Below are 18,279 nucleotides of genomic sequence, written 5' to 3'. Positions count from 1 at the left end.
GGCGCCGGCATGCAGCCGGCGGGAACACGTTCTAGACTGCGCGCTTCCGGGAACAGGAGCCGTACGTGTCCGAATCCATGCCCTCGCTGCAGGAGGTCGAGGCCGCTGGCCGCGAGCACGGGCTGGCCTGCGGCGCGTCCGAACTGCACGGTGGGCTGTGCGGCTGGCTGGCCGGGGGCGGCGAGGCCGGGCCGGACTGGCTGGCGCGGGTCATGGCCAACGACGCGCTGTCCCGGGTCGCGGGCAGCGGCGTGCTGCAGCGCCTGGGCGAGGCCACGGCGCGCCAGATGGAGTCCCAGGATTTCGGGTTCGACCTGCTCCTGCCCGGCCCCGACGCCCCGCTGGAGGCGCGCATCGGAGCCCTGTTCGAGTGGTGCCGCGGCTTCGTGGGCGCCTTCGGGCTGGCCGCCGGCTCGGCGCCGCCGCTCTCGGACGAGGGCGGCGAGGCGCTGGCCGACCTGGTCCGGCTGGCCGCGGCCACGCCCCAGGACGGGGGCGACCAGGAGGACGAGGAGGCGCTGGCCGAGATCGAGGAGTACGTGCGGGTAGCCGCGCTGCTGCTCCACGGCGACTGCGCGCTCGGGCCGCGGCACCGCGGCCGCCTGAACTGATGGCCGCGCCGCTCCGGCCGCCGACGGGGATCCCCGCCCAGGCCTACGCGCGCCGCCGGCGCCAGCTGATGCGCATGGCCGGCGAGGACGCGATCCTGGTGCTGCCGGCCGCGCCCGAGCGGATCCGCAGCCGCGACACCTTCTTCCCCTACCGCCAGGATTCCGATCTCTGGTACCTCACCGGCTTCCCCGAGCCGGAGGCGGTGCTGGTGCTGGTGCCGGGCCGCCGCCATGGCGAGGCGCTGCTGTTCTGCCGCGAGCGCGACCCCGAGCGCGAGGGCTGGGATGGACCGCGCGCCGGCCCGGAAGGCGCGGTCGAGGCCTACGGCATGGACGATGCCTACCCGATCGACGACCTCGACGAGATCCTGCCCGGGCTGCTGGAAGGGCGCACCCGCGTCTACTACCACTTCGGCCGCGACACCGAGTTCGACCTCAAGCTGATCGGCTGGCTCAACCGCGTGCGCGCGCAGGTGCGCCTGGGCGCGCAGCCGCCGCACGAATTCCTCGAGCTGGGCCACCTGCTCGACGAGATGCGGCTGTTCAAGTCGCGCGACGAACTGCGCCTGATGCGGCATGCGGCGCGGATCAGCGTCGAGGCGCACGCGGCGGCGATGCGCGCGGCGCGGCCGGGGATCCGCGAGTACGAACTGCAGGCCGAAGTGGAGCGGGTGTTCCGCGCCGCCGGCGCCGAACCGGCCTACAACAGCATCGTCGGCGCCGGCGCCAACGCCTGCGTGCTGCACTACCGCGCCAACCGCGGCCAGGCCCGCGACGGCGACCTGGTGCTGATCGACGCCGGCGCCGAGTACCAGGGCTACGCGGCCGACATCACCCGCACCTTCCCGGCCAACGGGCGTTTCAGCAAGGCGCAGCGCGAACTGCACGAGCTGGTCGACGCCGCACGCGCGGCGGCGCTTGAGCAGGCGCGGCCGGGCGTGCCCTACGAGGCCGGGCACCACGCCGCGGTGCGCGTGCTGACCGAAGGCCTGCTGCGGCTGGGACTGCTCAAGGGCAGCCTGGAGCGCAACCTCGCCAGCGGCGACTACAAGCGCTACTACCGCCACAAGACCGGGCACTGGCTCGGCCTGGACGTGCACGACGTGGGCGACTACCGGATCGACGGCCAATCGCGCCTGCTCGAGCCGGGCATGGTGTTCACCATCGAACCCGGGCTGTACATTCCCGCCGGCGACACCAGCGTGCCCGCGAAGTGGCGCGGCATCGGGATCCGGATCGAGGACGACGTGGCGATCACGAAGGACGGCCACGAAGTGCTCACCGACGGGCTGGCGCGCAGCGCGGACGAGATCGAGGCGTTCATGGCGGCGCGCTGAGGGCGTGTCTGCCGCACTCGCGAGGCATGCCCCGCTGCCCCCACCCCGGCCCTCCCCCGCAGGCGGGGGAGGGAGCAGGTCGGGCGCGCAGTGGAGGGGGTCCGGCGCGCAGGGGAAAGGTCCGGCGCGCAGGGGAGGAGGTCCGGTGCGCAGGGGTGAGTGGGAGGTCCGGCTCGCAGGGAGGCGGTGCGCAGGGGGCTCAGGCCGGCGCGCAGGGGGAAGGATCGGCTCCGACGCGAAGCGCCGTTCCGCCCCCTCCCCCGCTTGCGGGGGAGGGCCGGGGCGGGGGCAGGCCGGAGGTCCCGGTCCCTAGCCCTCCAGCACCGCCTTCAGCGCGTCGTACTCCGGCGCCATCGCGGCCGCGCGGGCGGGCCGCGCCAGGCATTCGGCCAGCGCCGGCGGCGGTTCCACCGGATGGCCGACCAGCGGCTCGACGATGCTCTCGAACTTGGCCGGGTGCGCGGTCGCGACCACCGCCCACGGGCGCGTGTCGCCCGCTGCGCGCAGGTCCTGCAGCAGCTTCAGGCCGGTCGCGGTATGCGGGCAGGCGACGATGCCGTGGCGCGTCGGCGCCTCCCGCACCACCTCGCGGATGGTAGCGTCGTCGACCGAAGCGGCCACGAAGCCGGCGCGCAGTTCGGCGTCGCTGCGGTGCCAGTGGCGCAGGCGCTCGAAGTTGCTCGGCGCGCCCACGTCCATGGCGTTGGCCAGTGTGGCGCGGGTCGGCTGCGCGGCGTAGTCGGCGCCGGCGAAGTAGCGCGGCAGGGTGTCGTTGGCGTTGCAGGCCAGGCGGATGCCGCCCACCGGCGCGCCCATGCTGCGCGCCACGAACGCGGCGCTGGCGTTGCCGAGGTTGCCGGTGGGCACGATGAAATTGAGCGCCTGGCCGTGCGCGGCGTGGAAGTGCGCGGCCGCGTGCGCGTAGTACGCGGCCTGCGGCAGCAGCCGGCCGAGGCTGATGCTGTTGGCCGAGCCCAGCGGCACGCGCGCGCGCAGCGCCTCGTCGGCCAGCGCCTGCTTGGCCAGGCGCTGGCAGTCGTCGAAGCTGCCTTCGACCCGGTAGGCGGCGACGTTGTCGCCCCAGCAGCCCAGCCCATGCGCCTGGCGCGGCGAGACCTTGCCGTCGGGATACAGGATCACCACGCGGAAGCCCGGGCGGCGATGGAAGGCCGCCGCGACCGCGGCGCCCGTGTCGCCGGAGGTCGCGACCACGATCGTGGTCGGCGGCGCGGACGGATCGCGCAGGCCTTCGAGTGCGCGCGCCAGGAAGCGCGCGGCGTAGTCCTTGAACGCGGCGGTGGGGCCGTGGAACAGCTCGAGCACGTGGTCGCCGGCGCCGGCGAGCGGGCGCAGCGGGGCGTCGAACGAGAACGCGTCGGCGCAGATGGCCTCGAGCCGGTCGCGCAGCGCCGAGCCCTCGAAGTAGGGTGCCAGGGTGCGCAGCGCGGTCGCGGACAAGGTCGATAGCGGGGACCAGTCGTCCAGGCGCGGCATGCGCCCGGGCACGTACAGCCCGCCGTCCGGCGCGAGGCCGGCGACCAGGGCGTCGTCGATGGGGGTCGGGGGCACCTGTCCCCGGGTGCTGATGAAATGCATGCGCGTGCGTGGCCGGATCGTGGGGCGACGGGGTCAGGAGCCGGTCGCGGCGGAACGGGCCGGCGCCGGTGCCGCCGGTGCGTCGGGTCGCGTCACCACGGCGGCCGCCCGGGCGTTGACCGGGGTGACGTAGGCGCGGGCCTCGAATCCGGCGTCGACGAAGGCCTGGCGCATCTGCGGCGCGGCCCGCCCGGCCGCCGCGCGCGATGCGAACCAGGCGAACACGCTCGGTCCGCCGCCGGAGATGCTGGCGCCGAGCGCGTCGTGGTCGAGCGCGGCCGCCTTCACCTGCGCGAAGCCCGGGATCAGCGGCGCGCGCCTCGGCTCGACCAGCACGTCGCGCAGGCCGTCGCGGATCAGCCCGGCGTCGCCGCGCTGCAGGCCGAGCAGGAACTGGGCCAGGTGCGCGCCCTGGCGCACCACGTCGGCGAGCGGATAGGGCGCGGCGAGCACCTCGCGCGAGCGCCGCGTCTCCAGCACCTGGTCGGGATGCACCACCACCGCGTGCAGCCAGTCGGGCGCGTCGATGCGCAGCGCGCGGTCGTGGGTGGCCAGGGCCACGCCGCCGAGCAGCATCGGCGCCACGTTGTCGCCGTGGCGGCTGCCGCTGGCGATGGCTTCGCCGTCGAGCGCGAAACGGTACAGCGCCGCGGGCGGCAGCGGCGCGTCGAGCAGCGCGTTCGCCGCGACCAGCGCGGCCACGCAGGACGCGGCCGAACCGCCGAGGCCGGAGCCGAGCGGGATCCCCTTGCGCAGTTCCAGCGCGAAACCGAAGGGCAGTCCGAGCGCCTCGCGCATCGCCAGCAGGGCGCCGCCGGCGGTATTGCGCAGCGGCTCGCGCGGCAGCGCGTTCGCGCCGTCGATGTCGCCGCCGATCGCATCGATCCGCACCGCCGGCTCGGCGATGCGGCGCACCGTGGCCAGGTCCCGGGGTCCGTCCACGGCGTGGCCGAGCAGGTCGAAACCGACCCCGATGTTGCCGACGCTGGCCGGGGCGAAGGCGGTGGCCGAGCGGTTCATGCGTGGGCGCCGATCCCGTTGCTGAGCGAATGCGCGATCGCAAGGATATCGCCGAACACGCCCGCCGCCGTGACCTGCGGCCCGGCGCCCGGGCCCTGCACGACCAGCGGGTTGCTGGCATAGCGCGCGGTCGTGAACTGGACCAGGTTGTCGGTCAGGCGGGTGTGGCAGCAGGCGTGGTCGGCCGGCAGCGCGACCACGCCCACGCGCGCGCCCTCGGCCTGCGAGAGGTGGGCGATGTGGCGCAGCTTCAGGCCCCTGGCGACCGCGTCCACGAGCCGTGCCTGCATCGGCGCGTCGAGCTCGTCGAGGCGGGCCAGGAACTCGTCGCGCGACACCTCGCGCAGGTGCTCGGGCACCAGGCTCTCGACCACCACGTCGTCCAGCGACAGTTCGCGCCCGGCCTCGCGGGCCAGGATCACCAGCTTGCGCGCCACGTCGAGGCCCGAGAGGTCGTCGCGCGGGTCGGGCTCGGTGTAGCCGAGTTCGCGGGCCTCGCGCACCAGGGCCGAAAACGGGCGGCTGCCGTCGAAGCTGTTGAACAGCCAGGCGAGCGTGCCCGAGAGCATGCCGTCGATGGCCTGGATCTCGTCGCCGGTGTCGCGCAGGTTGCGCAGGGTGTTGATCACCGGCAGTCCGGCGCCGACCGTGGCCTCGTACATGAAGCGGGCGCCGCTGCGCTGGGCCTCGCGGATCGCGACGTAGCGCTCCCAGTCGCCGCTGCCGGCGTGCTTGCTCGGGGTGACCACGTGGATGCCGGCCGCCAGCCACTTGGGGTAGTGGCGGGCGATCGCCTCGCTGCCGCTGCAGTCCACGATCAGCGCGTGCGGCAGGTGCTCGGCGCGCACGTGGGCGGCGAAGGCGTCGGGGTCGAATGCGGGCGTGCTCATCTCCACCAGTCGTTCGACCGCCTCGGCGGGATGGATGGCGAAATGGTCCAGGGCCATGTAGCCGCTGTTGGCGATGCCGCGCAGGCGCAGGTCGATCTGCGAGTTCGCGCGCAGCTTGGGGATCACCGCCGCCAGCTGCGAGAGCAGCGCGCGGCCGACCTGGCCGGGGCCGATCAGCCCGATCGAGACCGTCTGCGGCGACAGCCAGAACGCCGAGTGCGCCGCGCGCAGGGCGCGGGTGGCGTCGGCGTCGGCGATCGCCACCGAGATGTTGCGCTCGCTCGAGCCCTGGGCGATGGCGCGGATGTTCACCTGCGCCTGGGCCAGGGCCGCGAACAGCCGCGCGGCCACGCCGGGGATGCCGACCATGCCGTCGCCGACCGCGGCCAGGATCGCGACGTCGCTGGTCAGGTTCACGCCCTGGGCACTGGCGCTGGCGATCGCGTCGGCAAACGCGGCCTCGACCGCGGCCTTCGCGCGCTGCGCCTGGCTGGCGCGGACCACGCAGCAGATCGAATGCTCGGACGAGCCCTGCGAGATCATCACCACCGACACGCCCGCGCGGTGCAGCGCGGCGAACAGCTTCTCCGCGGTGCCGGGCACGCCGACCATGCCATTGCCGGCCAGCTCAAGCACCGCCATGTCGCGGACGATGGTCAGGCCCTTGACCGGGGAGATCTCGGCGTCGCCCTCCGGGTTCTCGGGGAGGATCCAGGTGCCGGGCGCGGACGGGTTGAGCGTGTTGCGGATGCACAGCGGGATCGCGCGCGACTGCACCGGCGCCATCGTCTGCGGATGCAGCACCTTGGCGCCGAAGTAGGCCAGCTCGCAGGCCTCGGCGTAGGACATCGTCGGCAGCACGGTGGCGTCGGGCACCAGGCGCGGGTCGGCCGAGAGCACGCCGTCGACGTCGGTCCAGATCAGGAGCTCGTCGGCATCGAACAGGTTGGCGAAGATCGCGGCCGAGTAGTCGCTGCCGTTGCGCCCGAGCGTGGTGCTGCGGCCGTCGCGCTCGCGCGCCACGAAGCCGGTCACCACCACCTTCTCCGGCCGCTGCCGCGTGCGCCACTCGGCGAAGCGCTCGCGCGAGGCCTCCCAGTCCACGGCCACGCCCATTTCGCCCGGCTGCACCACCAGCACGTCGCGCGCGTCCAGGCGCTGCCAGCCGGCGGCCTCGCCGCCGAGCGCGGCCTGCACCAGCCGCGAGGAGACCAGTTCGCCGGCGCCGTGCACCTGCGCCACCAGTGCGCCGGTTTCGCCGGAGGCCGACGCCAGCGCGAGCAGGTCGTCGCGCAGTGCGTCGAAATCGCGCGCGACGGCGTCGCGCAGCCCATGCCGGTCCGCGGGATCGATCACGGCGGCGGTGGCGAGGTGGCGCTCGCGCAGCGCCGCCCATTCGCCGCTCCAGTCCTGGCCGGAGGACGCCTGCTCGGCCATCGCCACCAGCGCGTTGGTGGTGCCGGCCATCGCCGAGACCACGACCGCGCGCACCGCGGCCCCGTCCTCGACCAGCGGCGCCAGCGCCAGGATGCGGCCGGCGTCGGCGACGCTGCTGCCGCCGAACTTGTGGACCCGGGTCGTGCCGCCGGGCTGCAGCGCGGCCAGCGCGGACGAGGCGGCGGAGGCGACGGCGTCACCGGGGAGTTGGAGTGCGGACGACATGCTCTGGAAGCTCCGGTTGGGCTCCGCGTCCGGTCGAGGTGGAAGCCGGCCGGCCCGCACCCCGGTTCGGGTGCGGAGCGGCGTTGTCGATCAGTCCTGCACGCGCGCCCGCACCCCGGCCCCAATGGTGCCGGTGGTGGTAATCGTCGCAATCGCAACCGCCGCGTTCGCGGGGAACGCGCCGGAACCGGCTGCAAGGATGGCGTGGGTGTTCGGCATGGGCCGCCATGAATACCGGACGATGATGCAGCGCGTCAAGGCGCATTTTGATTGCATCCGGAACGGTCTCCCGGCAGCTGCCACGGGCATCCGGCGATGCGCGCCGACGGCCCGCGTGCAACGCAACGCGACGGCGGCGCAGGCCGCTGCGTGCGAGGCGCAAACGACGTGGTCGTTGGCCGCCTGCCCGCACCCGTGACGCACACGTGGCGCGAATGCGGGTGCACGGCGATCCGATGCCCGTCCCGTCGCGGACCGGACGCGTGGCTGGGCGTGGAGATGCGGCGGCGAGCGCCGGCGGACGTCGCATCCTGAATGGGTGCGTTGATGTCCAGGCGGGGGTTCACGGCAGCTGCACTGCGCGTCGCCTGAAATCGCGCGCTCCGTTTTCCCCACAGGATGCACGTAGTGAACAAGACGCTCCTTTCCTGCGCCATTGGCGCGACGCTGCTGGCCTGTCCGCTCTTCGCGCAGGCCGACGACGACCGCTTCACCTTGCGCCTGGGCGCGATGCAGGCCGAGGCCGAAAGCCGCTTTTCCGCGGACGCCGAGTTCGGCGGCGAGGCGTACGCGTACGAGAGCGGGCGTTACACGCTCGGCGACAGGACCGTGCCGCGCGCGGAAGGCATGTTCCGGATCGGCGACCGCCACCGCCTGCTGTTCAACTACTTCCGCTACGCGCAGGATCGCGACTACGCCCTGGGCCAGGACCTCGTGCTCGGCGACACCACGATCCCCGCCGGCACCACGGCGCGCTTCGACACGGAGTTCGACCTGGGCGGCCTGGTCTACGACTTCGCCGTGGTCGAGTCGCCCACCGCCAGCATCGGCCTGCAGCTCGGCGCGCAGCGCGCGAAGCTGGCCGCCGAGGTCGCGGTCGACAGCGCCGACGGCAGGTTCACCGCGCTCCAGTCCGAGACCGGCACCGCGCCCGTGGTCGGCGTGCGCCTGGGCTTCAACACCGCGGACCAGCGCTGGCGCTTCGTCGCCCAGGGCCAGTACCTGGATGCCGACTGGGGCGACTTCGGCGACTACGACGGCGACCTCACCCGCGCCAATGCCCTGGTCGAGTACCGCTTCACGCAGAACTTCGGCATCCACGCCGGATACGACTGGTTCAAGCTCAACGTCCGCCGCCACGGCGGCGACGCCACGGTGGGCCTGGACCAGCGCTTCCACGGCCCGATGGCCGGCGTGACCCTCGCGTTCTGAGCGGGGCGGCCGCGCGGGCTGGCGCCTGTGCGGCCGGCGCGGTCTAATAGCCTTCGAAGCGGGGGTATCCGCGGGCATGGCCCGGCGGATTGAGACAGTCCCTTCGAACCTGATCCGGCTGACACCGGCGTAGGGAAGCTTCGCAGGTCCAGGTGCGTCCCGGCCTTCGCGCCACGCATCCGCGTCCGGCGCTCCCGCTTCGTCCAAGGTCCGCGAATCCCTCGCGGCCGCGCACAGGACGATGCCGATGAACGCAGTGCCCGACTCCCTGGTCCAGCAGGCCCAGCAGCTCTCCGATGCCGTGACCCGGCCGATCCCGGGATCGCGCAGGATCTACGTCGAAGGCTCGCGCCCCGACCTGCGCGTGCCGATGCGCGAGATCGTGCAGACCCGCACCCCGACCGTGTTTGGCGGCGAGGAGAACCCGCCGGTCACGGTCTACGACACCTCGGGTCCGTATACCGACCCGGACGCCCGTATCGACCTCGCCGCGGGCCTGCCGGCGCTGCGCGCGGCGTGGATCGACGAGCGCGGGGATACCGCACCGCTTCCGGCGCTCACGTCCGAGTTCGGGCGTGCGCGCGAGCGCGATCCGAAGCTCGACCCGGTGCGCTTCCCCGCCCGCCGCCTGCCGCGCCGCGCGACGGCCGGCGCCAACGTCACCCAGATGCACTACGCGCGGCGCGGCATCGTCACCCCGGAGATGGAGTTCGTCGCCATCCGCGAGAACCAGCGCCTGGAGGCGGTGCGCGACGCCGGCCTGCTGGCGCAGCACCCCGGCGAGAGCTTCGGCGCCAGCATCCCGGCCCGGATCACGCCCGAGTTCGTGCGCGACGAGATCGCCCGCGGCCGCGCCATCCTGCCGTGCAACATCAACCATCCCGAAAGCGAGCCGATGGTCATCGGCCGCAACTTCCTGACCAAGATCAACGCCAACATCGGCAACTCCGCGGTGTCCTCGGGCATCGCCGAGGAAGTCGAGAAGCTGGTGTGGTCGATCCGCTGGGGCGCGGACACGGTGATGGACCTGTCCACCGGCAGGCACATCCACGAGACCCGCGAGTGGATCCTCCGCAACTCGCCGGTGCCGATCGGCACGGTGCCGATCTACCAGGCGCTGGAGAAGGTCGACGGCCGCGCCGAGGAACTGACCTGGGAGATCTTCCGCGACACCCTGGTCGAACAGGCCGAGCAGGGCGTGGACTACTTCACCATCCACGCCGGCGTGCTGCTGCGCTACGTCCCGCTGACCGCGAAGCGGGTCACCGGCATCGTCAGCCGCGGCGGTTCGATCATGGCCAAGTGGTGCCTGGCCCACCACAAGGAGAATTTCCTCTACACCCACTTCGAGGAGATCTGCGAAATCATGAAGGCCTACGACGTGGCCTTCTCGCTGGGCGACGGCCTGCGCCCGGGCTGCATCGCCGATGCCAACGACGCGGCCCAGTTCGGCGAGCTGGAGACGCTCGGCGAGCTGACGAAGATCGCCTGGAAGCACGACGTGCAGACCATGATCGAAGGCCCCGGCCACGTGCCGATGCAGCTGATCAGGGAGAACATGGACAAGCAGCTGCGCGAGTGCGGCGAGGCGCCGTTCTACACCCTGGGGCCGCTGACCACCGACATCGCCCCCGGCTACGACCACATCACCAGCGCGATCGGCGCGGCGATGATCGGCTGGTACGGCACCGCCATGCTGTGCTATGTGACGCCCAAGGAGCACCTGGGCCTGCCCAACCGCGAGGACGTGCGCGACGGCATCATGGCCTACAAGGTCGCCGCGCACGCCGCCGACCTGGCCAAGGGGCATCCCGGCGCGCAGGTGCGCGACAACGCCCTGTCCAAGGCCCGTTTCGAGTTCCGCTGGCAGGACCAGTTCCACCTCGGCCTGGACCCCGAGAAGGCCCAGTCGATGCACGACGAGACCCTGCCGAAGGAGGCGCACAAGCTGGCCCACTTCTGCTCGATGTGCGGCCCCCACTTCTGTTCGATGAAGATCACCCAGGACGTGCGCGACTATGCGGCCGAGCACGGCCTGGACCCGGCCAGCGCGCTGGAGCAGGGCATGGCCGGCAAGGCGGCCGAGTTCCGCGAACAGGGGGCGGAGGTCTACCGTCCGGGGTGAGGGCGGCGCCGGCACGTGCCGCGCCCCGCGGGGGCGCGCCGCGGCGGGCGTCCGCGCCGGCCGGGCGCCCGCCGGGCATTCACCCGGCGTAGCCGGTCGCGTGCTAGCGTCAGGCCAATCGACAGGAGAATGGTCATGGGAACCTTCCGCATCGCAGCAAGGGTGCTGGTGCTGGCGGCCGTCGCCCTGCTGGCGGCGTGCGCCACCGGCCCGCAGATCACCACCGAGGCCGACCCCCAGGCCGACTTCGCCCGCTATCGCACCTTCGCCTTCTACTCGCCGCTGGCGATCGAGCCGCACGGCTATTCGTCGGCGGCCACCGAGACCATGAAGGCCGCCGCGCGCGCCCAGATGGAAGCGCGCGGCTACGTGTACACCGAGGACAAGCCCGACCTCTGGGTCAACATCAATGCCTACACCCGGCAGCGGACCGACGTGTCCTCGATGCCGACCGTCGACTACGCGTACTACTACAGCTACCGCGCCCGGGGCTACTACGTGGTGCCGTACTGGCGCGACCGCACCGACGTGTACCGCTACACCGAGGGCACGCTCAACGTCGACCTGGTCGACGTCGAGCGCAACCGCCTGGTGTGGGAAGGCATCGCGGTGGGCCGGGTGAACCGGGAGAAGGATCCGGCCAGGCGCGACGCGCGGATCCACGAGACCATGGCCGAGATCTTCGCCCGGTTTCCGTACCGGGCCGGCACGGTGCCCGCGCCGCAATGAGGATCGCGCCCGGGCGCGCGCCGCGCGCCCGGGCCGCCGTGGCGATCAGCGCCCGGCCGTGCGGGCCTCGCGGCTCCAGGTGCGATCGTCGATCACCTCCACCGACTCCGCCCGGCAGCGGTACTGCTTCGCGCTGACCGTGGTGCCGGTTGGGCACAGCCGGTTGTGCTCGCCGTCGGTCGCGATGTAGATGCGCGAACTGCGCGCGAGGGTTTCGCAGGTCCCGTTGAACTTCACCCGGTAATGGGCGTCGCCGTCGCGCAGCAGCAACTGTGTGTTCCCGGCGGCGCGGGTACCGCGGTGGCCGTCCGACAGCTGCACGCATTCCTCCAGGGGCGCGGCGTTGCCGGCGGCGATGGCGGGCAGGGCGGCGACGGCCAGCAGGGTGGCGCCGAGGGTGGTCGCGATGGTCTTCATGGTCAGGCCTCGTGTGTGTGGACGCCACGCAGGCTAGGGATCCACGGCGCGCGGCGAATCTGCCTGAAGTGCGCCTGACGTGCGCCAGAGCCTTGCGCCAAACCGTGCAAGGACCGCGGGCGCCGGCGGCGAAGCCGCGGCCCGGCCGGCGCGTTACGCTTTCGGCGGAAACGGTTCGCCCCACCAAAGACACATGCATGCGCGTGGCGCGGGTGCGACGCTGGCGGCCGATGTTGCCCCGGACATCGCACGCACGTGCGCACGCCCCGAACGCCCACGCCCACCGCAGGCTCCCGCATGCCGCCGCGCGCGGCCGTGCCGGCATGATCCGTCCGCGCGCCGGGCGCCTGCGCGTGCTCGACTGCGAGGTCGACGCGCTGCGCCGGGTCGTCACCCGCGACGGCGAAGGCGGCGAGTGGCGGCTTACCCCCAAGGCGCTGCAGGTGCTGCTGGTGCTGGCCGAGGCGCAGGGCGGGGTGGTGACGCGCGATGCCCTGTTCGAACGGGTCTGGCCGGACACGATGCCGACCGACGACGTGCTCACCCAGGCGATCACCCAGTTGCGCAAGGCGTTCGGCGACGACCGCGACGCGCCGCGCTACATCGAGACCATCGCCAGGACCGGCTACCGCCTGCTGGCGCCGGTAGCCTGGCTGGACGGCCGGACGGGCGACGAGGCCGCATCGGCCGCCGTGGAGGGCGGGGTGGAACCCGGACCTGCCCCCGCGGCCCCGCGATCGACGTCGCCCGCCCGGCCGTCGCGCACGCCCTGGCACGTGGCGGCGGTGGCGGTGCTGTTCTGCATCGCCGTGGTCGCGCTGTGGCGGATGCCGGCTGCCGTGCCCGCCGCGGCCTTGCCCGGTGCGGGCACGGCCACGGAGGTGCTCGCGGTCGAGTACCGCGCGATCGCGTCCGCCCCCGAGCAGGAACGGCTCCCGTCGCTGTCCCCCGACGGCGGCACGGTGGCCTTCGTGCGTGCGGAGGCCGGCGGCGGCAGCCGGCTGATGCTGCAGGCGGTCTCGCAGGCCGCCGCGCGCGTGCTGACCGACCCGGGCCCCGACGTGGAGGACACCATGCCGGTATGGTCGCGCGACGGCACCCGCATCGCCTTCGTGCGCGTGGCGGGCGAGGACTGCCGCTTCATGGTGGTGCCTGCCGCCGGCGGCACGCCGCGCGAGGCCGGCCCCTGCCTCGACGGCGCCTGGTCGCACTTCGACTGGACCCCCGACGGCCGCGGCCTGGTGATGGGCGGGCCGCGCATGCCCGGGGGTGCCGGCGCGCCGCTGCAGCGGCTGGACCTGGCGACCGCCACCTGGGAGGCGCTCGACTATCCGATCGGCGACGGCGACGTCGACCAGCTTCCGCGGTATTCGCCGGACGGACGCTGGCTCGCGTTCCGCCGCAACCTCTCGCTGGCGGACCTGTGGATCATGCCGGCCGAGGGCGGCACGCCGCGGCCGCTCACCCGGCTGCGGCGCGACATCCGCGGCTGGGACTGGTTGCCCGACAGCAGCGGCATCGTGCTCAGCCAGGTGGCGGGCAACGCCACGCTGTGGCTGCTGCGCGTGGACGATGGCAGCCTGCACCCCCTGTCGCGCCTGCCGACCGGCAACGCGGTGCATCCGGACGTCGCGGCCGACGACTGGTCGATGGTGCTCGAGATCGACCTCTCGCGCAGCGGACTGTTCCGCGTCCCGATCGACGGCGCATCCGACGCGGGGCTGGAACCGGTGTTCGCGTCCAGCGGCGTCGACATGCTGCCCGCGCTGTCGCCCGACGGCCACACGCTGGCGTTCCTGTCCGACCGCTCGATGGCGGTGCAGCTGTGGCTGGGCGAGGTGGGGCAGCCGGCCACGCTGCGACCGGTCGAAGGGCTGGAGCCGGTGCCGCGCCACGCGCCGGTGTGGTCGCCCGACGGCCGCCGCCTGGTCGTGCTCGGGCGCAGCGGCGACCTCGAGCGCCTGTTCGAGGTGGACGTGGCCACCGGACGCGCGCGCCAGCTCGCGGTGCCCGCGCAGCGTCCGGTGTTCGCGGCCTATACCGGCGACCCCGCGCACCTGCTGGTCGGCGTCGACGACGGCCGCGGGCGCGTGCGCGCGGTGCTGTACCGGCGCGAGGACTGGCGCGTGCTTGCTTCCGAGGAGGACGTCGCGCTCGCGCGCTACGACCCCGGCGCCAATGCGCTGATGTTCAGCCGTTCCACCGTGCCCGGGTTATGGCGCAGCGACGCCATGCTGGGCGGCATCGAGCAGGTGTCCGCGGACCGGCCGACGCCGCGCCATTATCGCCACTGGGCGCTGTTCGAAGGCCAGGCCTACTCGCTGGTGCCCGAGGACGGTTGCCCGGCCCCGTGGCGCGCCATCGCCCGGCCCGGCGACGGCCCCTGCCTCTCGCGCGAAGGCGGAGTCGTGGGCGGTTCGCCCGCCGTGGATGCACGCGGGCGATGGCTGTACCTGGGCCTGCCGGCGTCGCAGAACATCGACGTCGGCTTCGCGCGGCTGCCGCGCCCGCCGGCCCCGGAGTCCGCCCCGCGCCGGCGCACCCTGCGCGAGGCCCTGCCGGAAGTCATGGGCGAAGGTCCCCGAAGCATGACTTTCGGATGCCGCACGCCCCAATGTCGGTTCGATTTCGTCCCGGTTTCCTGAGTTTCGGAGCGGCGGGCGGCAAACAGGTGGCTGGATTCCGCACAAGGAAACAGCCATGCAGATGCAAACGATCTGGAGCGACCGCGCCGGCGCGTACGATGTGTCCGGCGCCGCCGCGCACGACGAACGTCCCGCCCTGATGCTCGCCAGCCGCGGCGGCGGCCTGGCCGTCGGCGGCAACGCCGCCACCGCCTGGCTGGTGTTGCGCGGCAGTGCGACGCTGGAATGCCGCGAAGGCCGGTTCGCGCTGGCGGCGGGCCAGTGGCTGGTGCTGGAGGCGGAGTCGCGCCCGCTGCTCGCCAGCGCCGAGGATGGCCTGGTCCTGGGCGTCACGCTGTGGCCGAGGATGCCGCTGCCCGCGGCGGCCGACGGGGCGCTGTTCCCGGGCCTGGGCCAGCTCGCGCCCGGCGTGCGCGCCGCGGCCCTGCGGCTGTGGCGCGGCTGCGCGCCGTTCGCGCGCAACGTGCCGCGCACGCACGAGGTGGACCGCCTGCCCCTCGAGGCGCTGCTGCGCCTGCTCGCCGCCCAGCAGGCCGGGCTGCGGGAGCTGGTCGACCGTTGCCCGGGGCGTTCACTGCGTCGCCGGCGCCAGGTGTTCGCGCGCATGCAGCGCGCGTGGCTGTACCTCGCCGGCAACCTCGACCGTCCGGTGCGGCTGGCCGAACTCGCCGAACGCGGCAACGTCTCGGTCTGGTACTTCACCAAGACCTTCCACGCGATCTACGGGGAGGGGCCACAGGCCGCGTCATCGCGGATGCGCCTGGCGCAGGCCGCGCGCCTGCTGCGCGTCTCGCGGCTGTCGGTCGGCGAGGCCGGCGCGGCCTGCGGCTTCGAGAACAACTGCAGTTTCTCGCGCGCCTTCCGGGCGCGCTTCGGGGTGCCGCCTTCGCGCTACCGCGCCGGGACCGGAGCGACGCCACACGCGGCAAACGGGACCGGCACGCGCGGCCAAGCGGCGGTGTCGTTGCGTCCGTAACTTGGGGGCGTGGTTAACACGCTCGTAACCAGATCCGGAGACTTCCCCATGACATTCCTTCCCCGATCGCGCGGCAGCCGGCTGGCGGCGCTGCCGATCGCCATCGCCTGCGCCCTCGCCACGCTCCCCGCCGTCGCCCAAGACGCCGCCGCGGCGGACGACACCGTCCAGACCCTCGACCGCCTCCAGGTGACCGGTTCGCGCATCAAGCGCGCCGACATCGAGGGCGCGGTGCCGGTGACCGTCATCGACCGCGCCGCGATCGACGCCAGCGGCGACGTCAGCGTAGCCGACGTGCTGCGCGATTCCACCTTCGCCTCGTTCGGCAACTTCCGCCCGCGCTCGGGCAGCACCGCCCAGGCCACCGCCGACATCGACCTGCGCGGCATCGGCTCCGACCGCACCCTGGTGCTGGTCGACGGACGCCGCGCGCCATACGCGCCCTCCACCGGCACCAGCGCCGACCTCAACACCATCCCGCTGGCGGCGGTCGAACGCATCGAGGTGCTCTCCGACGGCGCGTCCGCGGTGTACGGCTCCGACGCGATCGGCGGCGTGGTGAACATCATCCTGCGCAAGGATTTCGATGGCGCCGAGTTCCGCTATGGTCGCGGCAACCCGGCGGTGGCCGGCGGCGACACCGAGGAGGCCTCGCTGGTGTTCGGCACTTCGTCCGACCGCGGCAGCCTGCTGCTCGGCGTGTCGACCAGCGCGCGCGACATCGTGTTCGCCCGCAACCAGATCGGCGGCGAGACCCGCGGCGGCTCCTTCTACGGCAACAACTTCTACTTCGAAAGCGCGACCGCGCCGGGCGAGGAGGGGGAGTTCGGCGGCGCGCTGCCCGGCTACGCCTGCGACGATCCGAACTTCTGGATCAACGGCGACAACTGCGTCTTCGACTACAACGCGATGGCGGCCAACGAGGCCTCGGTCGACAACAAGTCGCTGTTCGCCCGAGGCACCTGGCAGATCGACGACGCCTGGTCGATCTATGCCTCGGCCAGCTACAGCAAGACCGAGAGCTTCGGGCGGTTCGCGCCGACGCCGGGCGTGCTGTACATCCCCGAGGGAACGCCGAACGACCCGGTGCCCGGCGACGGTCTGGGCGCGTTCGTCTACCACCGCTACGCCGCGGCGGGCAACCGCGACAACTTCGTGGACAACGCGGTTGCCGACTTGAACGCCGGATTCCAGTGGCAGGCGACCGACCGGCTGTTCATCGACTTCGGCCTGCGCCGCAGCCGCGCCAGCTTCAAGGAGCTGGGCCGCGGCTACATCGTGACCCCGCTGGCCGAGGCCGCCGCGGCGGACGGCCGCTACAACCTGTTCGATCCGTTCGGCAACCCCGAGGAAGTGATCAAGGGCTTCACCGCGACCACCAGTCGCGACGGCCGCTTCGACATCGACGAGATCTACGCCAACGCCACGCTCGACCTGTTCGAGATGTCCGGTGGCGCCTCGATGCTGGCCTTCGGCGCCGAGTACCGCACCGAGGACTACGCCGACATCTACGATTCGCTCTCCGAGGCGGGCGTGATCGCTGGTTCCTCGGGCAACTCGGCCGCCGGCGACCGCGAGATCTACGCCGCCTATGCCGAATGGCTGCTGCCGATCGCCGCCGATTTCGACGTCACCCTGGCCGCGCGCTACGACCGCTACAGCGACTATGGATCCGACCTGTCGCCGAAGCTGTCGCTGCGCTGGCAGCCGCTGGAGAACCTGACCTTCCGCGGCTCGATCGGCGAGGGCTTCCGCGCGCCGGCCTTGCCCTACGTGCACGGCAAGCGTTCGTTCTCCGCCGAGCAGGTGGCGGACTACCGCACCTGCGTGGTGATGGGCTACACGCCCGAGCAGTGCGGCAACGACGCCAACGGCGACAACATCAGCGACGGCCCGGTTTCGCAGGACGTCAGCTACCAGGTCGACACCTACCGCAGCGGCAATCTCGACCTGGAGTCGGAGACTTCCCGCCAGTACAGCATCGGCGTGGCCTGGGACGCCACTTCGTGGCTGAACCTCACCGTCGACTACTACCGCATCGAGATCGACAACCGCATCCGCCTGATCGAGTTCCAGGAACTGGTCGACTTCGACAACGCCGGCGCGGCGCTGCCGGACGGCACCTCGGTGATCCGCCGCGCCAACGGCTCGATCGCCGAGGTCAACAGCGCCTTCGCCAACGAGGGCGACCTCAAGACCACCGGCGTGGACGTGAACCTGCGGACCCGTTTCGAGCTCGGCGGGCGTGGACGCCTCGACAGCTGGCTGCAGGTGGCCAAGGTGATCGACTTCATCGTGACCGACGGCGCCACGGTGAAGGATCGCCTGGGCTGGATCGCGGTGCCCGACCTGCGCTCGACCCTGCGCAACAGCTGGACGCTGGGCGACTTCGTGGCCAACTGGAACGTCAACTACATCGACTCGCAGCAGAACCCCGGGGTCAAGCCGAGCTTCGGCTTCATCGGCGGCGAGGTCAACGAGCGCGTGGGCAGCTACACCACCCACGACCTCTCGGTGACCTACAAGGCGCCGTGGGAGGGCAGCATCACCCTCGGCGTGAACAACGTGGGCGATCGCTATCCGACCCTGATGCAGGTGCGCAACCAGCCTTGGAACTTCGAGCTGTACGACGCCTACGGTCGCACGGTCTACTTCCGCTACGCGCAGAAGTTCTGACGGCCCGCCGCGCCGGCGTCCCCGCAACGCCCCCGCCCGCCGGGGGCGTTGCCTTTTCCGCAAGGCCGGACCGGCGGTGGCCGCCTGCCGCCCCGGTGGCCGTGTTCCCCTGCGGCGGCGGCCGCGGACGGCCGCGGACGGCCGGGGGAATCCGGCGGGTCCGG

The 18,279-nt window shown here is 72.8% G+C and carries 13 protein-coding genes and 1 riboswitch; of the genes, 9 read left to right on the top strand and 4 right to left on the bottom strand.

All coding sequences use genetic code 11. The features are described from left to right. Positions 1 to 77: 77 nt before the first annotated feature. Together LUTJ29_RS0104855 and LUTJ29_RS0104850 are read left to right on the top strand one after the other, a co-directional pair. A complete protein-coding gene (locus tag LUTJ29_RS0104855) occupies positions 78 to 611 on the top strand; it encodes a UPF0149 family protein (protein ID WP_043740387.1) in 534 nt (177 codons plus the stop codon). Beyond that, positions 611 to 1,948 carry an aminopeptidase P N-terminal domain-containing protein gene (locus LUTJ29_RS0104850; protein WP_043740384.1) on the top strand — a complete coding sequence of 446 codons (1,338 nt, stop codon included), beginning with the start codon at positions 611 to 613 and terminating at the stop codon, positions 1,946 to 1,948. Before LUTJ29_RS0104855 ends, LUTJ29_RS0104850 begins: the two co-directional genes overlap by 1 nt. 309 nt (positions 1,949 to 2,257) lie before the next feature. Here LUTJ29_RS0104850 and thrC read toward each other — a convergent pair whose 3' ends face one another. Genes thrC through thrA form a run of 3 tightly spaced genes read right to left on the bottom strand, consistent with a single transcriptional unit; the run spans position 2,258 to position 7,116 of the window. Continuing rightward, the gene (gene thrC / locus LUTJ29_RS0104845; RefSeq protein ID WP_027071557.1) at positions 2,258 to 3,544 is read right to left on the bottom strand and encodes a threonine synthase; all 1,287 of its coding nucleotides are present in this window, start codon (positions 3,542 to 3,544) and stop codon (positions 2,258 to 2,260) included. Positions 3,545 to 3,577: 33 nt separating this feature from the next. Beyond that, positions 3,578 to 4,564, bottom strand: a complete 987-nt coding sequence (locus tag LUTJ29_RS16170; protein WP_051322700.1) for a homoserine kinase — start codon at positions 4,562 to 4,564, stop codon at positions 3,578 to 3,580. Beyond that, positions 4,561 to 7,116, bottom strand: a complete 2,556-nt coding sequence (gene thrA, locus LUTJ29_RS16165) for a bifunctional aspartate kinase/homoserine dehydrogenase I (RefSeq protein ID WP_084524650.1) — start codon at positions 7,114 to 7,116, stop codon at positions 4,561 to 4,563. Before thrA ends, LUTJ29_RS16170 begins: the two co-directional genes overlap by 4 nt. Positions 7,117 to 7,249: 133 nt before the next feature. Here thrA and LUTJ29_RS0104830 point away from each other — a divergent pair, with 133 nt between their 5' ends. From LUTJ29_RS0104830 to LUTJ29_RS0104815, 4 genes are all read left to right on the top strand, one after another. Beyond that, positions 7,250 to 7,534, top strand: a complete 285-nt coding sequence (locus LUTJ29_RS0104830; RefSeq protein ID WP_144774377.1) for a hypothetical protein — start codon at positions 7,250 to 7,252, stop codon at positions 7,532 to 7,534. 209 nt (positions 7,535 to 7,743) lie between these two features. After that, positions 7,744 to 8,547, top strand: coding sequence for a hypothetical protein (locus LUTJ29_RS0104825; RefSeq protein WP_051322699.1), 804 nt, complete (start codon positions 7,744 to 7,746; stop codon positions 8,545 to 8,547). A 50-nt stretch (positions 8,548 to 8,597) separates the two neighbouring features. Continuing rightward, positions 8,598 to 8,701: riboswitch (TPP riboswitch) on the top strand. A 93-nt stretch (positions 8,702 to 8,794) separates the two neighbouring features. After that, complete coding sequence (thiC, locus tag LUTJ29_RS0104820) at positions 8,795 to 10,672, top strand: phosphomethylpyrimidine synthase ThiC (protein WP_027071554.1); 1,878 nt, start codon at positions 8,795 to 8,797, stop codon at positions 10,670 to 10,672. 135 nt (positions 10,673 to 10,807) lie between these two features. Then, on the top strand, positions 10,808 to 11,401 hold the full coding sequence (locus LUTJ29_RS0104815) for a DUF4136 domain-containing protein (RefSeq protein ID WP_232221148.1): 594 nt from the start codon (positions 10,808 to 10,810) through the stop codon (positions 11,399 to 11,401). A 45-nt stretch (positions 11,402 to 11,446) separates the two neighbouring features. On the opposite strand, the gene LUTJ29_RS0104810 is transcribed toward LUTJ29_RS0104815, so the two are convergent. Then, positions 11,447 to 11,818 (bottom strand): hypothetical protein, encoded by a 372-nt coding sequence (locus tag LUTJ29_RS0104810; protein ID WP_027071552.1) that lies wholly within the window; start codon positions 11,816 to 11,818, stop codon positions 11,447 to 11,449. Positions 11,819 to 12,141: 323 nt separating this feature from the next. Here LUTJ29_RS0104810 and LUTJ29_RS16160 point away from each other — a divergent pair, with 323 nt between their 5' ends. The 3 genes from LUTJ29_RS16160 to LUTJ29_RS0104795 are packed head-to-tail and all read left to right on the top strand — an operon-like array spanning position 12,142 to position 18,115. Next, entirely contained in the window at positions 12,142 to 14,463 is a 2,322-nt protein-coding gene (locus LUTJ29_RS16160; RefSeq protein ID WP_051322697.1) for a winged helix-turn-helix domain-containing protein, read from the top strand. Between the two features lie 55 nt (positions 14,464 to 14,518). Further along, the gene (locus tag LUTJ29_RS16155) at positions 14,519 to 15,439 is read left to right on the top strand and encodes an AraC family transcriptional regulator (RefSeq protein ID WP_051322696.1); all 921 of its coding nucleotides are present in this window, start codon (positions 14,519 to 14,521) and stop codon (positions 15,437 to 15,439) included. A 48-nt stretch (positions 15,440 to 15,487) separates the two neighbouring features. Beyond that, positions 15,488 to 18,115 (top strand): TonB-dependent receptor, encoded by a 2,628-nt coding sequence (locus LUTJ29_RS0104795; protein ID WP_043740380.1) that lies wholly within the window; start codon positions 15,488 to 15,490, stop codon positions 18,113 to 18,115. Positions 18,116 to 18,279: the final 164 nt, after the last annotated feature.

It is taken from the genome of Luteimonas sp. J29, assembly GCF_000472505.1.
Lineage (GTDB): Bacteria > Pseudomonadota > Gammaproteobacteria > Xanthomonadales > Xanthomonadaceae > Luteimonas.
Note: the sequence above shows the minus strand (reverse complement) of the source record. Positions and strands in the feature narration are given on the sequence as shown.

Coding starts and splice junctions, on each gene's coding strand:
- LUTJ29_RS0104855 (WP_043740387.1), top strand. CDS start 78: ATGCCCTCGCTGCAGGAGGTCGAGGCCGCTGGCCGCGAGCACGGGCTG.
- LUTJ29_RS0104850 (WP_043740384.1), top strand. CDS start 611: ATGGCCGCGCCGCTCCGGCCGCCGACGGGGATCCCCGCCCAGGCCTAC.
- thrC (WP_027071557.1), bottom strand. CDS start 3,544: ATGCATTTCATCAGCACCCGGGGACAGGTGCCCCCGACCCCCATCGAC.
- LUTJ29_RS16170 (WP_051322700.1), bottom strand. CDS start 4,564: ATGAACCGCTCGGCCACCGCCTTCGCCCCGGCCAGCGTCGGCAACATC.
- thrA (WP_084524650.1), bottom strand. CDS start 7,116: ATGTCGTCCGCACTCCAACTCCCCGGTGACGCCGTCGCCTCCGCCGCC.
- thiC (WP_027071554.1), top strand. CDS start 8,795: ATGAACGCAGTGCCCGACTCCCTGGTCCAGCAGGCCCAGCAGCTCTCC.
- LUTJ29_RS0104815 (WP_232221148.1), top strand. CDS start 10,808: ATGGGAACCTTCCGCATCGCAGCAAGGGTGCTGGTGCTGGCGGCCGTC.
- LUTJ29_RS0104810 (WP_027071552.1), bottom strand. CDS start 11,818: ATGAAGACCATCGCGACCACCCTCGGCGCCACCCTGCTGGCCGTCGCC.
- LUTJ29_RS16160 (WP_051322697.1), top strand. CDS start 12,142: ATGATCCGTCCGCGCGCCGGGCGCCTGCGCGTGCTCGACTGCGAGGTC.
- LUTJ29_RS16155 (WP_051322696.1), top strand. CDS start 14,519: ATGCAGATGCAAACGATCTGGAGCGACCGCGCCGGCGCGTACGATGTG.
- LUTJ29_RS0104795 (WP_043740380.1), top strand. CDS start 15,488: ATGACATTCCTTCCCCGATCGCGCGGCAGCCGGCTGGCGGCGCTGCCG.